This is a genomic window from Brevibacterium sp. NPDC049920 (genome assembly GCF_040656435.1).
In the GTDB taxonomy this organism is placed as follows: domain Bacteria; phylum Actinomycetota; class Actinomycetes; order Actinomycetales; family Brevibacteriaceae; genus Brevibacterium; species Brevibacterium pityocampae.
The window spans coordinates 313,306-332,786 of the sequence record NZ_JBFAMF010000001.1 but is presented as its reverse complement, the minus strand read 5'-3'; the positions used below and the strand labels follow the sequence as shown (position 1 = coordinate 332,786).

The 19,481-nt window shown below is 71.9% G+C and carries 16 protein-coding genes and 1 tRNA gene; 12 read left to right on the top strand and 5 right to left on the bottom strand.

What is annotated here, in order from left to right; translation table 11 throughout:
- Positions 1-151: 151 nt before the first annotated feature.
- The 3 genes from AB0I45_RS01545 (at position 152) to AB0I45_RS01535 (ending at position 4,417) form a co-directional block, all read left to right on the top strand.
- On the top strand, positions 152-1,735 hold the full coding sequence (locus AB0I45_RS01545) for an FCD domain-containing protein (RefSeq protein WP_360316292.1): 1,584 nt from the start codon (positions 152-154) through the stop codon (positions 1,733-1,735).
- A gap of 165 nt (positions 1,736-1,900) precedes the next feature.
- Positions 1,901-3,913 (top strand): acetoacetate--CoA ligase, encoded by a 2,013-nt coding sequence (locus tag AB0I45_RS01540; RefSeq protein WP_295688925.1) that lies wholly within the window; start codon positions 1,901-1,903, stop codon positions 3,911-3,913.
- Positions 3,914-3,952: 39 nt separating this feature from the next.
- Entirely contained in the window at positions 3,953-4,417 is a 465-nt protein-coding gene (locus AB0I45_RS01535; protein ID WP_137318155.1) for an SRPBCC family protein, read from the top strand.
- A gap of 158 nt (positions 4,418-4,575) precedes the next feature.
- On the opposite strand, the gene AB0I45_RS01530 is transcribed toward AB0I45_RS01535, so the two are convergent.
- Entirely contained in the window at positions 4,576-6,186 is a 1,611-nt protein-coding gene (locus AB0I45_RS01530; protein WP_360316287.1) for an Ig-like domain-containing protein, read from the bottom strand.
- Between the two features lie 283 nt (positions 6,187-6,469).
- On the opposite strand from AB0I45_RS01530, the gene AB0I45_RS01525 reads away from it, so the two are divergent.
- The 3 genes from AB0I45_RS01525 to AB0I45_RS01515 all read left to right on the top strand — a co-directional run bounded on the left by AB0I45_RS01525 (position 6,470) and on the right by AB0I45_RS01515 (position 11,040).
- Positions 6,470-7,963: a malate:quinone oxidoreductase gene (locus AB0I45_RS01525; RefSeq protein WP_360316284.1), complete on the top strand. Its 1,494-nt coding sequence runs from the start codon at positions 6,470-6,472 to the stop codon at positions 7,961-7,963.
- Positions 7,964-8,239: 276 nt separating this feature from the next.
- Positions 8,240-9,832, top strand: a complete 1,593-nt coding sequence (locus AB0I45_RS01520) for a PrsW family glutamic-type intramembrane protease (RefSeq protein WP_345030274.1) — start codon at positions 8,240-8,242, stop codon at positions 9,830-9,832.
- Positions 9,832-11,040: a MarP family serine protease gene (locus tag AB0I45_RS01515; RefSeq protein ID WP_345030272.1), complete on the top strand. Its 1,209-nt coding sequence runs from the start codon at positions 9,832-9,834 to the stop codon at positions 11,038-11,040. The genes AB0I45_RS01520 and AB0I45_RS01515 overlap by 1 nt, the downstream gene beginning before the upstream one ends.
- A 65-nt stretch (positions 11,041-11,105) precedes the next feature.
- On the opposite strand, the gene AB0I45_RS01510 is transcribed toward AB0I45_RS01515, so the two are convergent.
- From AB0I45_RS01510 to upp, 3 genes are all read right to left on the bottom strand, one after another.
- Positions 11,106-12,026 (bottom strand): endonuclease/exonuclease/phosphatase family protein, encoded by a 921-nt coding sequence (locus AB0I45_RS01510; RefSeq protein WP_137318151.1) that lies wholly within the window; start codon positions 12,024-12,026, stop codon positions 11,106-11,108.
- A 90-nt stretch (positions 12,027-12,116) separates the two neighbouring features.
- On the bottom strand, positions 12,117-12,821 hold the full coding sequence (locus tag AB0I45_RS01505; RefSeq protein WP_345030269.1) for a winged helix-turn-helix domain-containing protein: 705 nt from the start codon (positions 12,819-12,821) through the stop codon (positions 12,117-12,119).
- Positions 12,822-13,230: 409 nt separating this feature from the next.
- Complete coding sequence (gene upp / locus AB0I45_RS01500; protein WP_265809514.1) at positions 13,231-13,866, bottom strand: uracil phosphoribosyltransferase; 636 nt, start codon at positions 13,864-13,866, stop codon at positions 13,231-13,233.
- 119 nt (positions 13,867-13,985) lie between these two features.
- Between upp and AB0I45_RS01495 the strand changes: the two genes are divergently transcribed.
- The 6 genes from AB0I45_RS01495 (at position 13,986) to AB0I45_RS01470 (ending at position 18,170) form a co-directional block, all read left to right on the top strand.
- Positions 13,986-14,543, top strand: a complete 558-nt coding sequence (locus AB0I45_RS01495; RefSeq protein WP_265809513.1) for a tRNA adenosine deaminase-associated protein — start codon at positions 13,986-13,988, stop codon at positions 14,541-14,543.
- 5 nt (positions 14,544-14,548) lie between these two features.
- On the top strand, positions 14,549-15,001 hold the full coding sequence (tadA, locus tag AB0I45_RS01490; protein ID WP_282599256.1) for a tRNA adenosine(34) deaminase TadA: 453 nt from the start codon (positions 14,549-14,551) through the stop codon (positions 14,999-15,001).
- Between the two features lie 113 nt (positions 15,002-15,114).
- Positions 15,115-15,202 (top strand) — tRNA-Ser (locus AB0I45_RS01485).
- A gap of 519 nt (positions 15,203-15,721) precedes the next feature.
- The gene (locus tag AB0I45_RS01480; RefSeq protein WP_360316277.1) at positions 15,722-16,828 is read left to right on the top strand and encodes a hypothetical protein; all 1,107 of its coding nucleotides are present in this window, start codon (positions 15,722-15,724) and stop codon (positions 16,826-16,828) included.
- Positions 16,717-17,286 (top strand): low molecular weight phosphatase family protein, encoded by a 570-nt coding sequence (locus AB0I45_RS01475; protein WP_360316418.1) that lies wholly within the window; start codon positions 16,717-16,719, stop codon positions 17,284-17,286. The genes AB0I45_RS01480 and AB0I45_RS01475 overlap by 112 nt, the downstream gene beginning before the upstream one ends.
- 164 nt (positions 17,287-17,450) lie before the next feature.
- Positions 17,451-18,170, top strand: coding sequence for a hypothetical protein (locus AB0I45_RS01470; protein WP_360316274.1), 720 nt, complete (start codon positions 17,451-17,453; stop codon positions 18,168-18,170).
- Between the two features lie 96 nt (positions 18,171-18,266).
- On the opposite strand, the gene AB0I45_RS01465 is transcribed toward AB0I45_RS01470, so the two are convergent.
- Positions 18,267-19,481 carry a PLP-dependent aminotransferase family protein gene (locus AB0I45_RS01465; protein WP_360316271.1) on the bottom strand — a complete coding sequence of 405 codons (1,215 nt, stop codon included), beginning with the start codon at positions 19,479-19,481 and terminating at the stop codon, positions 18,267-18,269.

Sequence of the window (19,481 nt, the reverse complement as noted above, 5' to 3'; positions counted from 1 at the left end):
TCCGCTCGTCGTCGAGCGCGGGCCTTCGTCCGTGCTCCCAGTGTGCGCGGCGGCTGTCCGGACGACCAGGGTCCGGTGTGAGCATCCGCACGTACAATGAGTCAGAAGATATCGTTGGAGCAGGCGGGACAGCACCGGACGGGGGGCGGGGATGGGCGGCAGACGGGTCCCGGTCGAGGTGCGGGCGGAGGCGTGCCGGGAGGTGGCTGCCGGGCGCCCGGCCGGGGAGGTCGCGGCGTCGCTCGGCGTGTCCGCCCCGACGGTGCGCCGGTGGACGGCGCGGGCGGCCGCCGGCGAAGGGCTCGGCGACCGGCCGCGCACCGGCCGGCCGCGCATCCAGGACACCGCGACCGCGGTGGTGTCCGCGGTCCTCGCGACCGCCGGTGCCCGCGTCGACACCGCCGACTACTCGACCCGTGCGGTCGCCGCCGCCACCGGGCTGAGCCAGAGCGTCGTCGCCCGCGCGATGGCCCAGCTCGCCTCCCCGCCGCTGGCGCCGCGGCTGCGCCTGGTCGCCGTCGCCGCCGCCTACCCGGTGCTCGTGCTCGGGTTCGCCGCACTCCCGGACCCCGGGGAGTCCGGGCCCGCTGCCCGGACCCGCTCCGAGCGTGCCTTCCGCCGCCGCGGTGCGGGCCTCGTGGCCGCGCTGCGGAGCTCCGGTCTGGGTCGATGGGCGCAGCAGTTCGGGACCGCCGCGCCGCCGGTCGTGCCGCCGGCGGTGCAGTCGGTGCTCGACGCCGAGGCGGTCGACCGGATCATCGCGTACGACCCCCGCGGAATCGTGCCGGCCCGGTCGGAGAGCGTGGCGAGCACTGACCTCGACGGGTTCGTCGCAGAGGTCGGTGCAGTGCTGCGACAGGTCGAGGCGGTGCCCGGGTCCCTCCTCAACGCGCTGGCGGCGACGGTCAATCGCGGACTCGAGGGACTCGAGTGGAACGACCTGGGTTCTCCGCGCCCGCCTCATAGGGAATCCAAGAGTTCTGACTCAAACGGGCCTGATTCGAGCCGCGGGCCGGACCCCGGGTCGTGGGTGCCGGACTCGCACTGGCTGCCGCGAGCGAACCTCTCGCTCACCGAACAGCTCGCGATCGCGCTGCGGCAGGAGATCATCGATTCCGGCTACCGGTCCGGCGACCGGATCCGCCCGCGCACCCTCGCCTCCCGGCTCGGACTGCCGCAGGCGGCGGTCGAGGCCGCGGTGCGTCGGATGATCGACGAGGAGCTCCTCGACGGCTCGCGCGGCGGCGTGCGGATTCCGGCCGTCACCGCCGATGACGTCATCGATCTCTACGCCGCCCGACTCGTGCTCGGCTCCGTGCTGCTGCGCGGGCTCGCAGCCCGCCCGCGCCGGCACCTCGTGCCCGTCCGGCAGGCGCTGCGGCGGGTCGAGGCCGTTGCGGCGCTGCGGCGCGGCACCGACGTCGACGACGCGGACCTGCGCTTCCAGCAGGAGCTCGCGCGTGCCTCGGGCCTGACGCAGACGGCGCGGACCTTCGAATCCCTCACCCGGCGCCTGCGGATGTACATCTCCGTGCTCCTCCTCGACTACACCCCGGCCACCGACCGCATCCTGTTCGACGACCGCCGGATCCTCCGCGCCCTCGAGGTCGGCGATGCGGCTGCCGCGGTCGACGCCTGGCGCGGCAAGCTCGACAACGCGGTGCGCCACATGGCCGGGATCGCCGCGCACCGCGGCTTCGACGTCACCGTGTGGGCCCGGCTCACCGGCGGCTGAGGCGCGCTCGCGGCGGGGGATGGGACGGCGAAGCGCGGCAGGGGGTGGCCTTGGGCGGCGGTGCTCGGTTCGTGGGCGCAGACGGGCGGATCGGCGCAGGCGGCTCCGGTACTGGTAGAACTGGTGGGGTCGACAGCTGACTTCCCACCGATGTGAAGGACCCGCATGACCGAACGCACCCCCGAACGCACCGTTCTCTGGACCCCTCCGCGCGACCGCGTCGAATCGAGCGCGCTCGCCGACTACCAGCGCTGGCTCGCCCGCGAGCACGGGGTGTCCACCTCCGGGTACCAGGAGCTCCTCGACTGGTCGGTGGAGAACATCGAGGACTTCTGGGAGACCATGTGGACGTACTTCGACGTCGTCGGCGACCGCGGTGACGGACCCGTCCTCACCGGCGACACCATGCCGCGGGTGCGCTGGTTCGAGGGTGCGACCTGCAACTACGCGGAGAACATCCTGCGCCACGCCGACACCCGCCCGGACGCCGAGGCGATCGTCGGCCTGCACGAGGACGAGCGCCGCGATTCGATCACCTGGCGAGAGCTCCGCGGACGCGTGGGAGCGCTCGCGGCCTGGCTCCGGGAGCACGGGGTGGAGCCGGGCGACACCGTGTGCGCGGTGCTCCCGAACATCCCGGAGGCGGTCGAGGCGCTGCTGGCCTGTGCCGCTGTCGGTGCGGTGTGGTCGGTGGTGAGCCCGGACTTCGGGGTCAAGGGCATCGCCGACCGCTTCGCCCAGATCGAGCCGTCCGTGCTGCTCACCGTGGACGGCTACCTGTTCAACGGGCGCGAACAGGACCCCACCGGCACCGTCGGAGACCTGCTCGCAGCCCTCCCCACGGTGCGCGAGCACGTGCTCGTCGACCAGTTCCCGGGGGCCGGGGAGCGCGCCGAGCAGACCGCTGCGGCGCGGGAGTCGACGACCCTCTACTCGCAGATCGTCGCCGTCTCCCAGGAGCCGGTGTTCGAACCCGTCGAGTTCTCCCACCCACTGTGGGTCCTCTACTCCTCGGGCACCACCGGGAAGCCCAAGGGGATCGTCCACGGACACGGCGGCGTCACCCTCGAGGCGCTCAAGGCCAACACCCTCCAGCAGGAGGCGCTCGAGGGCGGCCGGCACTATTCGGCCGTCGCCACGACGTGGGTGGTGTGGAACCTCCTTGTCAACAGCATGCTCGTCGGCGCGACGATCGTCACCTACGACGGCTCGCCCGTCGCCGGGGTCGCCGACAAGCAGTTCGAGATCATCGAGCAGGAGAAGGTGACGAACTTCGGCACCGGGGCGGCGATCCTCACGATGATCGAGAAGTCGGGGGTGTCCCCGGCGGCCCGCTACAACCTGTCCGCTCTCCGCTCGATCCTCTCGACCGGGTCCCCGCTGCCGGATTCCACCTGGGAATGGGTGTACGCGCACGTGAGTCCCGACATCCACTGCGGCTCCGATTCCGGCGGCACCGACATCGCCACGGGCTTCATCGGGTCCAACCCCTACGACCCGATCGTGCGCGGCGAGCTCCAGGGCGCCTACCTCGCGGTCGCCGCGGACTCCTTCGACGAGCAGGGCCGCCCGGTGGTCGACGAGGTCGGGGAGTTCGTGGTGACGAAGCCGATGCCGTCGATGCCGGTGAAGTTCTGGAACGATCCGGACGGCAGCCGCTACGAGTCCGCGTACTTCGACGCCTACCCCGGCGTGTGGCGCCACGGGGACTGGGTGACGAAGCGCCCCGGTGGGCAGTACGTCATCCACGGGCGCTCGGACTCGACGATCAACCGCGGCGGCATCCGCATGGGCTCCGCCGACATCTGCCAGGCCGTCGACGGCGTCGAGGGCGTGCAGTCCTCGATGGTGATCGGCGCGGAGCTGTCCGGCGGCGACTACTACATGCCGCTGTTCGTCGTGCCGAAACCCGGCGTCGAGGTCGACGACGCGCTGCGGGAGAGGATCGTGCAGCGGATCCGGACCGACGTGTCCCCGCGCTACGTGCCCGACGAGATCATCGCCGCGCCGGCCGTGCCGACCACCCGGACGGGCAAGCTCATGGAAGTGCCGATCAAGAAGATCTTCCAGGGCGCCTCCCCGGACACGATCAACCGCGGCACGGCCGCCGACCCAGAAATCTTGGACTGGTATGTGAATTACGCCCAGAGCTTTGCCGCCGGCAGGCAGGACCGATAGCGTCGAAGGACAGCGAACGACGAGGAAAGAGAGGTCATGATGACGGATCAGACCAGCATCACCGTGTCGCGCACCATCGACGCACCCGCCAAGGACATCTTCGAGGTGCTGTCCAACCCCGAACGCCACCACGAGCTCGACGGCTCCGGTTTCATCGTGTCGGACTCGAAGACGGACCGGATCACCGGAACCGGACAGGTCTTCACGATGAACATGGACGGTGAGCACATGGGCGGGGAGTACCAGACCGACAACCATGTCACCGGCTACGACGACGGCAAGCTCCTCGCCTGGCAGACCGCGCCCGCGGGCACGGAGCCGCCCGGCTGGGAATGGGTGTGGGAGCTCGAGCCGGAGGGCGCAGACGCCACCCGGGTCGTGCACACCTACTCCTGGGACAAGGTCGACGCGCAGACCGCGCAGAAGATCGGCCTGCCGCTCGTGTCCGAGCAGCAGCTCGAAGACACCCTCAACCGCCTCGCGGCGGCCGTCTCCGGCGGCTGACGAAGAGGCCCGAGCTGGAGCGGGAGCCGACGGCGCACCCTGTGCTGCTCCTGCGATGAGCTCCGAACCGCGGCGCCCCGGCGAACAGCCGGGGCGCCGCTGGTGTGTCCGGGAGGCGGCTGCGCCATTGCACGGACTGCTGTCCGAGCGGTCCGGCGTCACTTCCGCCGGGCCCGGCCGCCGAGGACGAGCGCTCCGGCTCCGGTGCCGATGAGAACGAGGGAGAGCCCCAGGAGGGCCCGGGAGCCCGAGGTCGGTCCGGTCCGCGGCAGTTCGTCGGCCTGAGCGGGCTCCGGCTCCGCAGGAGCTTCGGGTGCCGGTCCGCCGGCCGGTTCCGCGGGAGCAGACGAACGGGTCTCGGGAGCACCGGGTGCCGGCGCACCCGGTGCCGGCGTGCTCGGGGTCGCGCCCGGCTCCGCCGGCGGTGTCGGCTCGTGGTCGGGTTCCGCAGAGGGTGCAGGTTCGTGCTCCGGTGCGGTGGCTGTCGGCGCAGGTGTCTCCGAGGGTGCGGGCTCCGGCTCAGGAGCCGCGGGAGTCGACTCCGAGGGTGCGGGCTCAGGCTCCGACGGCTCGGGCGTCGGCACCGGCGTCGGGGTCGGGGACGACGGGGCTGAAGGCGTCGGGGCCGGAGATGACGGGGCCGGGTGGGTCGGCGGTGCCGGTGACGGCGCGGGCTCGGAACGGGCGGTGCGGGATCGCTCGGTGATGATCTCATCCGGGGCACCAGCGGTGATGACGTTCTGCACCCGGGTGGCACCCTGGCCCTGTGCCTCGTGGAACCGGACCGAGGTCGGCGGCACGTCGTGCGCCCGGGCGGTCACGTTCACCTCCGTGAGCGTTCCGTCCCCGGGCACGATCGCCTCCTCGACGGTCGAATCGTCATCGGCCGGATGCTCGCCGGGCCCGGCAGCTCCCTGCGTCGGCGCTTGCTCGTAGGCCTCGAGCCGGGGGATCGCCCGGAGGGCCACCTCGACGGGCTCGGCGGCCGTGGTCACGGATGTCTCCCTGAGCAGTCCTCCGCTCGCCTCGAGATCGACGGGGATGCCGGGGACGGGCTCCCCGGCCGCGGACACGAGCCGGATGCGCACCGTCGTCGAGTGCGCTCCCGGAGCGAACTCCGCGATGTCCAGGTGGAGCGTGTACGGGCCGGCGAATCGCTCGGCATCCTCGGAGATCGCGGTGAATTCGGCGGCCGCCCCGCGGAACCCGGGACCCAGATCGGCAGGCAGCTCGGGAGCGATGACGTGCCGGTGCGGCACCTGCTCATCGAGCTTGGCGAGTGCGGAGAGCGCCGACTGCACATCGCGCCGCTCCGAGCCGGAGTGGGTGTGCAGCGCCCAGGCCGTGCGCGGGCTCGTGATGGCCCGGCCGGTGGACTCGGAGAAGAAGCGCGGGAGCGGGGTGGCCCGCCCGGCGTCGACGCAGTAGGCGAAGCCGTCCTCGAGGGAGCGGTACGCCCCGTACCAGGTGCGCCCCTCCTTGGTGCGATGCCAGCGCCCCGGTCCCAGGACCTCGGGAGCGGTGGACCCGAGTGCGCGTGCGGAGTCCGCCTCGGTCGCGGGTCCGAGCCCGGCGGCGCTGGCAGCCGGGGGATGATCCGGGGAGAGAGCGGGCCCGGTGGTGAGGAGCAGGGCGAGGAGGGCGGCGGACACGAGTGCATGGACCCGCCGCATCGCCCGAGCGGGACGTCGCGGAGGGGAGGGGGCGAGCGCGCGCACGGGGCGCCGAGCAGCGGGAGTGGGCAGGTCGGGAGCGGGGTATCGGGTCATGGCGCCATCGCACCTCGACCGGGTGCCCCGGCGACAGGGCCCCGCTCGGCCTGTGGACGGGGAGCCGCTGTCCCCAGCTCGGCGACCGCATCGGTGCCGGCGATGTTCCACAGCCGAACGCGCATCGGAGGGGACGCCCGGACGCCCCCGGAAGGCGGGCCCCGGGGCCTGTGCGCAGGGCGGACCCGAGTTCGGTCAGGCCGCGCGAGCGGAGTAGAGTCGGGTAATGGAATCGGGCGTGCCGGCAAGGGGTGCGCCGAGTGCGAACTGAGCCGAGGTAACTATGACGTACACCAAGGAAAGCGTCGATGTCGTCCTCATCGGCGGCGGGATCATGAGCGCCACCCTGGGCGCCATGCTCACCGAGCTCCAGCCGGAATGGGACATCCGCGTCTACGAGCGACTCGACTACGTCGCGCGCGAGAGCTCGGATCCGTGGAACAACGCGGGCACCGGGCACGCCGCCCTGTGCGAGCTCAACTACTCCCCGGCGGATGCCAACGGTGACGTCGACATCACCAAGGCCATCAACATCAACGAGCAGTTCCACGTCTCGCGCCAGTTCTGGTCCTACCTCATCGACGAGGGCGTCATCACCGACCCGTCGACCTTCATCAACCAGGTGCCCCACATGAGCTACGGCCGGGGGGAGAAGGGCCGCGACTACATCCGCAAGCGGTACGAGACCATGGTCCGCAACCCGCTGTTCGCGGACATGGAGTACACCGACGACCCGGCGACGCAGGCGGACTGGCTGCCGCTGATGTTCGAGAACCGCGGCCCCGGCCAGGTCAACGGCGTGTCCCGGTTCCGGACCGGCACCGACGTCGACTTCGGTTCGCTCACCCGGCAGCTCCTCACCCACATGGGCACCAAGGGCACGCAGATCCGCACCGGGCACGCCGTCACCGACCTCAACCGCACCGCCGACGGCTGGCGCGTGTCGGTGAAGGATTCCACAGCCGCCGACGCGTTCGACGTCAACGCCCGCTTCGTGTTCATCGGCGGCGGCGGAGGTGCCCTCCACCTGCTGCAGAAGTCCGGCATCGCGGAAGGCCGCGGCTACGGCGGCTTCCCGGTCTCCGGGCTGTTCCTCCGCACCTCCCGCCCCGAGCTCGTCGAGCGCCACCACGCCAAGGTCTACGGCCAGGCCGCCTTCGGCGCACCCCCGATGTCGGTGCCGCACCTCGACACCCGCGTGGTGGGCGGCAAGCGCTACCTCATGTTCGGGCCCTACGCCGGGTTCTCCCCGAAGTTCCTCAAGTCGGGCCGCATCACCGACCTGCCGTTCTCCGTGCGCGGGAACAACCTGCCGGTCATGCTCAACGTCGCGAAGGACAACTTCGACCTGGTGAAGTACCTCGTCGGCGAGCTCGCCTCCTCGAAGAAGGATCGCTACGAAATGCTCGCCGAGTTCACCCCCGAGGTCGACCCGGGCGACTGGGAGTTCATCACCGCCGGCCAGCGCGTGCAGGTGATGAAGCGCGACAGCAAGAAGGGTGGCGTGCTGGGCTTCGGCACCGAGCTCATCTCCGCCGCCGACGGCTCGATCGCAGCGCTGCTGGGCGCCTCGCCCGGAGCCTCGACGGCCGCGCCGATCATGCTCAACCTGCTCGCCACCTGCTTCCCCCAGCAGTACACGGGCTGGGAGCCGAAGCTCAAGGCCATGGTCCCCTCACTGGGGCGCAAGCTCCACGAGGACGAGACGCTGCTCACCGAGCTCTCCGAGTACACCGCGCGGACGCTCCAGCTCATCAAGGACGAGCCCGCGGTCTGACACCGTGCGCACTCGCGGCAGACGACGCCGCCGAGGGGCCGGACACCGGACGACCGGTGTCCGGCCCCTCGTCCGTCCGGTCGCTCGCCCGTCGCTCGGATGCTGGACCGAGGACGGTGCCGAGCACCCACTCGGGTCTCCCGTGCGACGAGCTCGCACCGCGGTGTTGCACAACCGACACCGCGTTCGGTGCACGCGCGTCCGCGCCAGTGCCTATGCTGGATCCGAGCACAGACACCGGGCGCGTCCCGGCCGCCGCAGACGATCGAGGCAGGTATGAGCCACCATCCCCATGACGAGCACGCCCGCCCCGCCCCCGGCGGGCACTCGAGCGGGCCGCAGGGAGCGCCGGCGCACCCCGGCATGCCGCCGCAGGGTGCTGCGCCCCAGCACCGCGGACCACAGGGTCCCCTGCCGCAGGGGATGCCTCCGCACGGCCGCCCGGGCGGCCCCCGGCAGCCCGGGCAGTACGGCTCCGGCCCCGTGCCCCACGGCGCGCCGCACCCGCAGGCCCAGCAGCCCGGCGGTCCGTACCGGCCGGCCCCTCAGCACGGTGCGCAGCAGCCGGCCCAGCGCGTCTACGCCCAGCCGCGGTTCTCACCCACGGTCACCCAGGAGATGCGGATCCGGCACCAGGTGCAGCAGCGCTCCGGGGCCCCGGTCGACGCCCCGTGGGCTGCTCAGGCCGCCCGTCGGCTCCCGCAGGAGGACCCGACCGCCGGGGCGAACATCGCCCGCATCGTGGCGGCCTCGATCGTCGGCGCGATCCTCCTGCTCGGTATGCTCGCCATCCTCATCTTCGGCGCCTTCTCCTTCGACGGCGCCGGCCTGCTCGTCATCGGGCTGTCCGCGATCCCGCTCGTCCTCATCATCCTCATGGTGCTGTGGTTCGACCGCTGGAAGCCCCAGCCCAAGCTCCTCCTGCTCGTGTGCCTGCTGTGGGGCGCCGTGGCCTCGGTCATCATGACCCTCATCGCCAGCTGGTTCGGCCTCGTCGCGCTCTCCATCGTCGGCCTCGACGCCTCGGGCGACATATTCGGCGCGGTCGTCATGGCACCGGTGATCGAGGAGATCACCAAGGGCGTCCTGCTCGTCGTCATCGTGCTGGCCGCCCGCAAACACTTCGAGGGGCCGCTCGACGGCTGGGTCTACGGCAGCCTCATCGGCGCCGGGTTCGCCTTCACGGAGAACATCCTCTACCTCGGCAGCGCCTACGTCGAGAACGCGGATGCGGGGCTGTGGCAGACCTTCATCGTCCGCTGCCTCATGAGCCCGCTGCTCCACTCCACGTTCGTCGCCTGCGCCGGCGTGTCGATCGGCTTCGCAGCCCGCCGCGGCGCCTGGTGGCTCACCGCGATCATGTGGCTGCCCGGTCTCATCGCCGGCATGGTGCTCCACGCCGTGTGGAACGGGACCGCGACCCTGACCTCGGCGCTGGTCGCGACCGGCGCGATCCATGTGTTCGTGTCCCTCGGCATCCTGTTCGTGCTGTCCGCCCTCATCGCGATCAGCTGGTTCGTGCTCGGCCTCGTGTTCCGCCACAACGAGTCCACCCACACCCGCCAGTCGCTCGGCGACTACGCGAACGCCGGTTGGCTCACCCACTCCGAGGTCGACATGCTCGGCACCTGGAAGGGCCGCCGGGCGGGCAAGCGCTGGGCCGGCCAGTACCCGAACGCGCGCGACCACATGCGCACGATGATCCGGCTCGCCGCCAACCTCGCGGCCACCCGCACCCGGGTGCTCGCCGGCGTCGGCGGGGAGACCGAGCGCAAGGTCGAGCTCTACCTGCTCGAGCAGTTCACCATGGAGCGCAGTGCTCTCATGGGCGCGGTCAACCACCGCTCCCACCGGCCCGGCAGGGCCTGATGACCCCGGTCGACCTCGCCCTGCTCGCCCTCGCCCTGCTCGCCGCGCTCCTCGGCTGGCAGCAGGGCTTCCTCGCCGGCGGCGGAGCGGTGGCGGGGTTCGTCGTCGGACTCGTCGCCGGTCGCTTCCTCGGGCCCTGGGCGGCCGACCTCCTCACCGGGGCCGGCGTGCTCGACGCGTCCGCGGAGCCCGGCCTGACGGTGGCGCTCCCGCTCGTGCTCGGCGTCGTGCTCTCCGGTGTCGGCGGATTCGTCGGCGCCTCCCTGCGCGACCGGATCCCCAGCCGCTGGGGGCGCGGGGTCGATGCGCTCGGCGGCGGCGCCTCCGGGCTCGTCGCCTTCACCCTCATCGTGTGGCTCGCGGCAGGCTGGATCGCCACCACCCCGCTCCTCACCCCCAACCGGTGGGCTGCGGAGTCCGCGATCATCGCCGCGCTCGACCGCTATGCGCCCATCACCTCGACCGAGGCGCTCGGCGAGATCGGCACCGCTCTCGCCGACACCGGCTTCCCGCAGGTGTTCCAGGGCCAGCCGGAGCAGATCCGGGGGGTCGGGGAGCCGAACGAGGCGATGGTCGCCGTCGGCCGAGACGTCGACGACTCCGTGGTCAAGATCGTCACCACCGTCACCGAGTGCGGCACGCTCCAGGAGGGCACCGGCTGGGTGTACTCCTCCGGGCTCGTCGCGACCAACGCCCACGTGGTCGCCGGTGCGCAGGCGCTGAGCGTGCAGGTGGGCGGCACCGGACACCCGTACTCCGGGGACGTCGTGGCGTTCGATCCGGCGCTCGACGTCGCGGTCCTGCGGGTGCCGGAGCTCGCCGCGCCGGAGCTCGAGTTCGGCAGCACGCTCACCGTCGGCGCCGACTCCGTGGTCGTCGGCTTCCCCGAGAACGGGCCGTACACGATCTCACCCACCCGCGTGCGCGACCGGCTCGATGCGCGCGGCCTCGACATCTACAACGACGACACGGTGGTTCGCGAGGTCTACTCGATGCGCGGGATCATCCGGCCGGGAAACTCCGGCGGACCGATGCTCGACTCCCAGGGTCGGGTCGTGGGGATGGTGTTCGCGAAGTCCGCCACGGACCCGGAGACCGGCTATGCGCTCACGCTCGACGAGATCGACGGCGTGCTGCGCGATGCGCAGGAGCGGACCCGTCCGGTCGACACCCGCAGCTGCGCGGTGCAGTCCCCGCCGGCCGGCTGAGAGCCCGGGCCGGTGCTCGGGCCGCGGCCGCGCCGGTCCGTCGCACCCCGGGGTCGGGTGGCCGATCAGGGGTAGTCGAGGTAGCCGATGACCGCGCGGTGGTCGCTCGTGCCGCGGTCGAGCACGGAGTCGCCGACCGGCTCGAGGCCGCGCACCATGACGTGGTCGAGGCGCACGACGGGGAAGATCGAGGGCCAGGTGAAGCCGAAGCCCCCGCCCACGGCCTCGCGGGTGTCGGTGAGCTCGTCGTCGAGGCGCTCGAAGTAGCGGTCCGCGCTGCCGGAGTTGAAGTCGCCGGCGACGATGATGTGCTCGGCTCCGTCGGCCTCGATCGCGTCGGAGAGCTTGGACAGCGCGTTGTTGCGCAGCGATTCCTGGCCAGGGCGCACGGAGGGCAGGTGGACGCTGTAGAAGCGCACATCGCCGTGGTCGGTGCTGATCGTCGTGGCGATCGCCCGGGTCCACTGGATGCCGAGGTCGATCTCCTCGGGCTCGCTCATCGGCCATTTCGACCAGATGCCGATCGTGCCCTGGTCCGTCGAGTGCGCGTAGTGCTCGGTGAGCTGCTCGGTGATGATCTCCCCGGACAGCGATTCGATCTCCTGGACCGACACGATGTCGGGGTCGTGGTCGATGATGTTCTGCGCCGTCGCGGTGGGCTGCGGCATCCGCGCGCCGACGTTCTGGGTCGCGACGACGAGGTCGGCGTCGTCCGGGGTGTCGGCCGGACGCAGGTAGCTGCCGAACATGAGGAACCAGACGAGCGCCGGGAGCAGCACGCCGATGATGCTCAGCACCGAGAAGCGGAAGAGCGCCACGATGAAGAGCAGCACGATGAGCAGCCCGGTCCAGGGCAGCGCGGACTCGACGACGAGGGCGAGCCCACGGGTGGTGGGCACGAGCTCGTGCATCGCGAGCAGGGCTGCGAGGAGGGCGCCGACGACGAAGGTCAGGATCCCTTTGGAGGGGTTTCGAGTTGCGGACATCGCCCCCGAGTGTATGCCCGGAAACTGACGAAAGGCTGGAGGAAGCCGGGCTGCGCGATGGGTGCGGCCGCGGCCCCGGGCGGTGCCGGTTCAGCGTGAGGCGGTGGCGCGCCAGACGGTGACGTCGGGGTGGTCGTCGAACCGGTATCCGCCGCCGCGGATCGTCCGCACGATCGCAGAGAACGGGCCGAGCCGGCGTCGCAGGCGGCGCACGTGGACGTCGACCGTCCGCTCGTCGGGGGCATCGTCCTCGGTGCCCCAGAGGCTGACGATGAGGTCGAGGCGGGAGAGGGTCTCGCCGGGGCGGGACACGAGCGTTGCGAGGAGGTCGAACTCCTTGGTGGTGAGCCCGGCGAGCTCACCGTCGACGTGCACCTCGCGGCGCGGGATGTCGATCTGCAGGCGGCGGGCCGGGGCGCCGACCGGGGTGAGGTCCTCGCTCGATGCGGGCGGGTGCATGCGGGCGGGGATGCGGGAGCGGACCGGTCCGTGGCGACCGGCGGGGTCGCCGGTGGCGGCGGGCGATCCGATCGCGACCGCCCGCACCGCGTCGAGGTCCTTGCCGGGGCCGTCCGGGGCGAGCGCGATGACGGCCTGGGTGTCCGCCTGGGAGGCGAGCTCGCGTGCGTACTCCTGCAGGGCCTGCGCGATCGCGGCGAGGTTGGTCCCGTCCTCGGCGGCCTTCGTCTCGTCGAGTCCGATGTAGAGGACGATGCCGCGTGCGGCCTTCTGCGAGGGGCGCACGCCTGCGGGGCCGAAGGTGCGCGGAGCGGAACGGGGGTCGACCGGAGTCAAGCGGGCTCCCTGGCGTCGGGTGGCGGCGGCGCTGCGTGGGTGGACCGGGCGCTGCTGAGGCTGGGGGACGGACATGGTGTGCGGTTCCTTCTGTCGGCGCGATGTTCGCGTGCGAGGCGGGAGTGCCGGACCTCGCGGGTGCCGCTCATCGGTGACCGTTCGCGACCGTGCGGCAGTGTCGGGGTCAGTCGCGAACGCACAGCATGAGCTGTGCACACCGGGGGCGCGGACATCGGCGCCGGGCGTCTGCGGTGCGGCGGAGCGGCACCGGGAAGGAACTGAGCATGCTCGTCATTATTCTTCATGCTCGACGCGAACGGCAAGCATGAGGGTGCCGAAGCGCTCGAATAAGACGCAATATGACAGCGGGGAACGCCGCTGGTGGAGCTGGGTCGGTCCGCGCCGCGGGTCAGACGACGCCGTACATGCGGTCGCCCGCGTCGCCGAGTCCCGGGACGATGTAGCCGGTCTCGTTGAGCTTCTCGTCGAGCGCGGCGGTGTGGATCGTGACGTCGGCGCGACCGGCGTAGGTGTGCTCGATGTGTGCGACGCCCTCAGGGGCGCTGACCAGGCAGATCGCGGTGACCTCGGAGACCCCGCGGGCGAGCAGGTAGTCGATGGCCATCGCGAGCGTGCCGCCGGTGGCGAGCATCGGGTCGATGATGAAGATCTGCCGGCCCGACAGGTCGGACGGCAGGCGCTCGGCGTAGGCGGTGACCTCGAAGGTCTCGTCGTCGCGCACCATGCCGAGGAAGCCGACCTCCGCGGTGGGGAGCATTCGCAGCAGGCCCTCGAGCATGCCGAGCCCGGCGCGCAGGATCGGCACCACGACCGGCCGCGGATTCGACAGCGCTGTCCCGGTCATCGGGCCCACCGGGGTGCTCACGGCCTTGTCCTCGACGCGGATGCCGCGCGTGGCCTCGTATGCGAGCAGCATGACGAGCTCATCGGTGAGCAGTCGGAAGCGTGCAGAATCGGTGCGCTCGTCGCGCAGGACGGTGAGCTTATGAGCGATCAGCGGATGGTCAGCCACGTGAAGATGCATGCTCCAGAATCTACCGGAATCGCCGCCGAGGTGTGCGGCGGTCGTCGAGGCGGCGTCATAGGGTCCGCTCCTCCGCGTCGCAGTGGTGCAACCGGGGCGGCAGGGGACAGAATAGGGCCATGTCTTACTTCACCGCAGTACTGGCGCAGTCCGACGACGAATACCGTGCGCTCGACTACGACGTCCGCGACGCCGCGGACCTCGACGACCTGCTCGAGACGATGCGCAACGGCGGCGAGGGCGATGGCGAGGCCGTCGCCGTGATCGAGCACGAGGACGAGTGGTTCGCGCTCGTCCGGCTCACCGCCGCCGACGAGGTCAAGGTCTTCCTGTCCGATGTCCACGCGGTGGCCGACAGCCCCTTCGCGGAGCTGTTCGTCGACTACCTCGACTCCCAGGACGACGAGTACGAGGCCGACGAGGACGCCTACCCCGCGGACGGCGAGGAGGCCGATGGCGACGACGACGCCGCAGAGGACGAGGTGGAGGAGGTGCCGATGCTCGATCTCGAGGACGACGCCGAATGGAGCGGTGACGCCGACATCTTCGCCGACCTCGGGGTGCCTGCCGAGGAGCTCGTCGAGCAGTCCCGGACGCACGCCTCGGACCCCGCCCGCGTCGTCGCGCACGTCGGCGAGGAGGCCGGGTTCGCCGATCGACTCGAGGCGGCGCGCTGAAGCACCTGCCCGAGCACGAGGCCTGGATGCGCATCGCGCTCACCCAGGCCTCTGCGGCATCCGCGGGCGACGATGTGCCCGTCGGAGCGGTCGTCGCAGGAGCGGACGGCGAGATCCTCGGCGTCGGGTTCAACCGCCGCGAGCTCGACCACGACCCGACCGCGCATGCCGAGGTCGTCGCGCTGCGCGCCGCCGGGCGGGCGCACGGCGCATGGCGGCTCGCCGGTGCGACGCTCGTCGTCACGCTCGAGCCGTGCGCGATGTGCGCCGGAGCGGCGATCGCCGCGCGCGTCTCCCGGATCGTGTTCGGGGCCTTCGACGACAAGGCAGGAGCCTGCGGCTCGGTGTGGGACCTGCCCCGCGACCGCGGGTCGCTGCACCGGCCCGAGGTCTACTCCGGGGTGCTCGCCGCAGAGTGCACGGATCGACTCAGCGACTTCTTCGCCGCCCGCCGGTGACGCGCCGCGGGCCGACCGCTCCGCGGTGACCCGCGCCCATGCGGCCGCGGGCACCGGGGTCGGTCGGAGGCGCGATTTTGGACCGAGCGGGCCGTCCGGGTAGAGTATCCGGCGGTAGCGTGTCCGAGCGGCCGAAGGTGCAACACTCGAAATGTTGTGTACGGTAACCCCGTACCGTGGGTTCAAATCCCACCGCTACCGCGTTGCCCATATAGCGGGATGAATTCTCGAATGATGGAATGTGAGGCCCCGGGTCCTGTGGATCCGGGGCCTCACGGCTGTCCGGGGCCGCTGACCCCTCGGACCAATGATCGGACCAAGTGGGGACCCGCCGGGACGGCGGGCAAGCCGCCCCGGCGACCGCCGATCTCCGCGGGCCGCGGTGTGCGGCTCCCCGCAGGAGGACCTCACCCGGCGCCGTATCCCGGCCCGGGGAATCGAACAGCGTGCCCCGTTCCATCGGCCGGTGGGGGTCCAGGGCAGGATCGCATGGACGCCGGCGCACGGGCGCTCCTGGCGCCGGAGGCCGGTCAGGATGACGGGCAGCACCGGATCACCGACCCTCATGCTCCATGATCCGCACTGTTGAGGCCCTCCCGGTCGCGACGTACACCTGAGGTGCAGGATCCTCCTGCACGAAGGATCAGTGATCACCGTGCTCAGCCGCCGCACCGACATCGACCAGCTCGTCCCCTCCTGGGTGCCCGCGAGAACGTCGTCGTGCAGGGAGAATCGGGGGCCGGGAAATCGACGGTGCTGCGCACCGCCGCGGAGGAGAGCGGGATGCGTGTCGTCACCGTGCCGGTCAACGCCGCGGAGCAGCCGCTGCCGGGCTCGGGGATCGCGATCCTCGCCGCCGCCCTGCGGGTGGTCGGCGACGGGACGCTCGCCGCCCGGATCGAGGACCTCGACCTCGACGACCCCGATGTCCTCGACCCGCTGACGCAGTCCTTCCTGGGTTTCGTCCTGCGCCGGCTCACCGGTGGGCGCGTGCGCTTCGCGGTGAGCGTGGCCGCACTGGACCCGGACGGGCCGTTCGGCGGCACGACGACCATCGATCTCCAACGGCTCGATCCGGCCGAGAGCATGCGTGCGGCGTTCGAGATCAGCCCGGGTCTCGACCCGGCGGCGGCCCGGCTCGTCGCAGCCGGTGCCGTCGGCCACCTGCTCACGCTCGAGCAGGTGATCGGCACGCTCGGCGAGCGCCAGCGCATCGGGCGGGCTTCGCTGCCGCACCCGCTGCGCTCCACCGAGGCGATGGATGCGTTCGCGTCGGCAAAGCTGCACGGGCTGTCCGAGGAGGCGCTGACGATTCTCCGCACCCTCGCCGTCGCTCCGCGCTCGTCGTTCCTGCCCCTGCTCGCCGGCTATGCGACCATGGGGGAGGAACTCGCCGAGCTCGAGGCCCGCGACCTCGTCAGTCGGGTCGGATCCCACCTGCGGATCCGTGACCCGCGCATCCGCTCGAGCATCCACGGGGCGATGTCCGCCGGAGAACGCGCGGCCCTCCACGTGCAGATGATGCGCGCTTGCGAAGATGCCGACCCCGCACTCTCCCTCTGGCACAGCACCTTCGCCGGGCACCGCGAGGACGCGGCCCACAGGCTCATCGCGCACGCCTGCGCCCTCGTTGACGAGGGCACGCGTCGTGGATGGTCGAGGAGGAGGCGTTCGAGATCCTCGCGGTGTGCACCGGAAACATCTGCCGCTCGCCGCTGGCCGCGGCGATCCTGCAGTCGGGGTTCGACGACATCGCGCTGTGCCGGTTCGCCGTCCGCAGCGCCGGCACCCACGCCCGGGCCGGGGACCGGGCGACCCCCCAGGTGATCGAGATCGCGCGCCGGCTCGGGGTGTCGCTCACCGAGTTCCGCGCGCGCCGGCTCAGTGCCGAGCAGATCCGCAGCGCGGACCTCATCCTCGCGATGGACCGGAGCTACCGGGCGGCAGTGGTGGAGATCGTGCCGCAGGCTCTGCACCGGACCTTCACCCTGCGGGAGTTCGCGCGCATCCTGCCCCAGGTGCCGGCGGAACGGGGCGCGTCCGCCGATGCCCGGTGGCGGTCCTCCGTCGTGCTGGCCGGGCGCCGTCGCAGCCGCGCCGCCGGCGATCCCGCCGCCGACGACATCGTCGACCCGTTCCTCCGCTCGGACGCCGTGCACCGGGAGATGACCGGGCAGCTCGTGCCCGCCACCGGTGTGCTGCTCCAGTGGGAGGTCAGCGCTGCGGCGGCCGAGCGCGACCCGCCGCCGGGAGGTGCGGATCCGGGGAACCGTCCGGGGAGGTGAGGCGCCGGGGGACGGGACCCGAGGAGCTCGGGTCGGCGGAGGAGACTCGGCCGTCGCGTCGACCGGGGCTCGCATGCGGAGCGGTGCGTGGCCGGGGACGCCCGCCGGGCCCGTGTCCGTGGCTCGCGCGACGATGGACTCCACACGCTCGTGAGGAGGACATCATGACCCGGCTGACAGATACACGCACGGATCCCTGCACCGCACCCGCAGCACCTGACGCCCTGCGCAGGCTCGTCGACGCCACCATCGCCCGGCTCGCGGCCTGCACCTGGAACCAGTACGTGCTCATCGAATACGGCGAAGCCGAGGTGCTCGGCCTGCAGCGGCCGGAGCGTGCACCGGACGGCACGTTCGGCACCGTCCCGCGGCGCCGGCTCGCCCGGGACCTGCGGCGCTCGGCCGACGTCGAGCAGCCGTGGGCGGCACCGAGCTTCGGGGACCGGACCGTGCTGGCGGACAATCCGGAGGTGCACCGGCTGTGGGCGCTGCCGGAGGACGCGGCCTGGCCGTACGCGCAGATCGCGGCGAACCCGCGTGGCTACTGGATGGAGATCGTGAGCGAGGAGTACCTGCCGAGCGAGGTCTGGGAGGAGCGGCCGGAGGTGCTCGCGGTGCGCGAGTGGACCCCGCCGATGGAGACCTCGGCGATCGCGACGAGCTCCCCGAACTGGCACCGGGCCGCCGTCGCGGATCCGCGCGAGGCGGTCACCGAGTCCGTGCTCGGGCTGCTCCGCTCCCGGGGCCTGAGCGATCCCGGGCTCCTGCGGGTGGGCACCTTCGTGCTCGACGCGTATCCGCGCGGCGGGGAGCCCGTCGACGGGACCGGGGCGGAGGTGGTGTCGCTGTGCACCCGCGGGCACGGGGTGCGCTCCGCCGCATGAGGCCGGGTGCGGCCGACTGCCGGCCGATCGCAGCGAGCGGGACCCCTGCGGCGTCCAGCGCGCGGCTGCGCGCCCGCGGCCGGCCCGGGGCTGTGGTCAGGCGCGCACGGCCTCGATCGAGCGGACGAGCCGCTCCACGCCCTCGACCATCTGGTCCGTCGGGGTGCGTGAGAACGACATCCGCAGGTTCGAGCTCGTGGTCCGGTCGGCGAAGAACGGTGCGCCCGGGACGAACGCGAGCCCGTTCTCCACCGCGACCTCCGCGAGCCGGCGGGTGTCCACACCGGGGATGTCGAGCCAGGTGAAGAAGCCGCCCTCGGGCACCGTCCACGTCGCCGTGTCCCTCAGGCCCGCGTCGAAGGCGCTCATCAGGGCGCCGGCGCGCGTCGCGTAGGCCTCGCGCAGGCGGGGGAGCGCCTGGGTGTAGTGGCCCTCGCGCAGGAGTGATTCGAGGATGCACTGGCCGAGCGCCCCGGCGCACTGGTCGGTGTTCGTCTTCGCCTGGGCCATCGCGTCGATGACGGTCGCCGGGCCGCACGCCCAGCCCATCCGGGTGCCCGGGGTGAAGGTCTTGGAGAAGGTGCCGATCTGCACGGTGACGTCGGGGCCGATCTCGTAGATCGAGCGGAGGTACGAGCCGTCGTAAGCGAGATCGCGGTAGGCGACGTCCTCGAGGATGAGGAGCCCGTGCTGGCGGCAGATCTCGACGAGCCGCTCACGGCGGTCCTCGGACAGGCGCAGGCCGGAGGGGTTCTGGAAGTCGGGGATGACGTAGACGAACTTCGGCCGCGAGGCGCCCATCCGCGCGTCCTCGAGCACGTCGAGCACCGAATCGGGGACGAGCCCGTGCTCGTCGTTGCGCATCGACAGGCAGCGGCCCTCGTGCGTGCGGAACACGCTGAACGCGCCGAGGTACGACGGGGCCTCGACGAGCACCGCGTCGCCGACGTTGAGCATCGCCTTCGAGATCAGCGTCATCGCGTCGACGCCGCCGGAGGTGACGATGAGCGCGTCCTCGGCCGGTGTCACCGCCTGCGTGCGTGCGACGTCCTGGCGCAGTGCCTCCCGCAGGCCCGGCAGGCCGGTGTTCGAGGCGTACTGGAGCGCCACCTCGGGGCGGGTCTCGATGACCTTCGACGCGGTCTCCGCGAGCAACCGGGTGTCGAACAGCGCCGGGTCGGGGAAGCCTCCGGAGAAGTCGACGAGGCCGCCGCCGGACGCGGCGAGGGCGAGCACGGCGGAGAGTTCGCTGGGCCCGGCCTGGGCGCGTTCGGCGAGCCGGGGGAACCACACATCGGAAGCAGCAGACAT

Excerpts from the sequence above, each read along its gene's own strand:
- AB0I45_RS01525 (WP_360316284.1), top strand. The coding sequence starts at position 6,470 with ATGACGTACACCAAGGAAAGCGTCGATGTCGTCCTCATCGGCGGCGGG.
- AB0I45_RS01520 (WP_345030274.1), top strand. The coding sequence starts at position 8,240 with ATGAGCCACCATCCCCATGACGAGCACGCCCGCCCCGCCCCCGGCGGG.
- AB0I45_RS01530 (WP_360316287.1), bottom strand. The coding sequence starts at position 6,186 with ATGACCCGATACCCCGCTCCCGACCTGCCCACTCCCGCTGCTCGGCGC.
- AB0I45_RS01535 (WP_137318155.1), top strand. The coding sequence starts at position 3,953 with ATGACGGATCAGACCAGCATCACCGTGTCGCGCACCATCGACGCACCC.
- AB0I45_RS01545 (WP_360316292.1), top strand. The coding sequence starts at position 152 with ATGGGCGGCAGACGGGTCCCGGTCGAGGTGCGGGCGGAGGCGTGCCGG.
- AB0I45_RS01470 (WP_360316274.1), top strand. The coding sequence starts at position 17,451 with ATGACCCGGCTGACAGATACACGCACGGATCCCTGCACCGCACCCGCA.
- AB0I45_RS01510 (WP_137318151.1), bottom strand. The coding sequence starts at position 12,026 with ATGTCCGCAACTCGAAACCCCTCCAAAGGGATCCTGACCTTCGTCGTC.
- AB0I45_RS01495 (WP_265809513.1), top strand. The coding sequence starts at position 13,986 with ATGTCTTACTTCACCGCAGTACTGGCGCAGTCCGACGACGAATACCGT.
- AB0I45_RS01540 (WP_295688925.1), top strand. The coding sequence starts at position 1,901 with ATGACCGAACGCACCCCCGAACGCACCGTTCTCTGGACCCCTCCGCGC.
- upp (WP_265809514.1), bottom strand. The coding sequence starts at position 13,866 with ATGCATCTTCACGTGGCTGACCATCCGCTGATCGCTCATAAGCTCACC.
- AB0I45_RS01465 (WP_360316271.1), bottom strand. The coding sequence starts at position 19,481 with ATGTCTGCTGCTTCCGATGTGTGGTTCCCCCGGCTCGCCGAACGCGCC.
- AB0I45_RS01515 (WP_345030272.1), top strand. The coding sequence starts at position 9,832 with ATGACCCCGGTCGACCTCGCCCTGCTCGCCCTCGCCCTGCTCGCCGCG.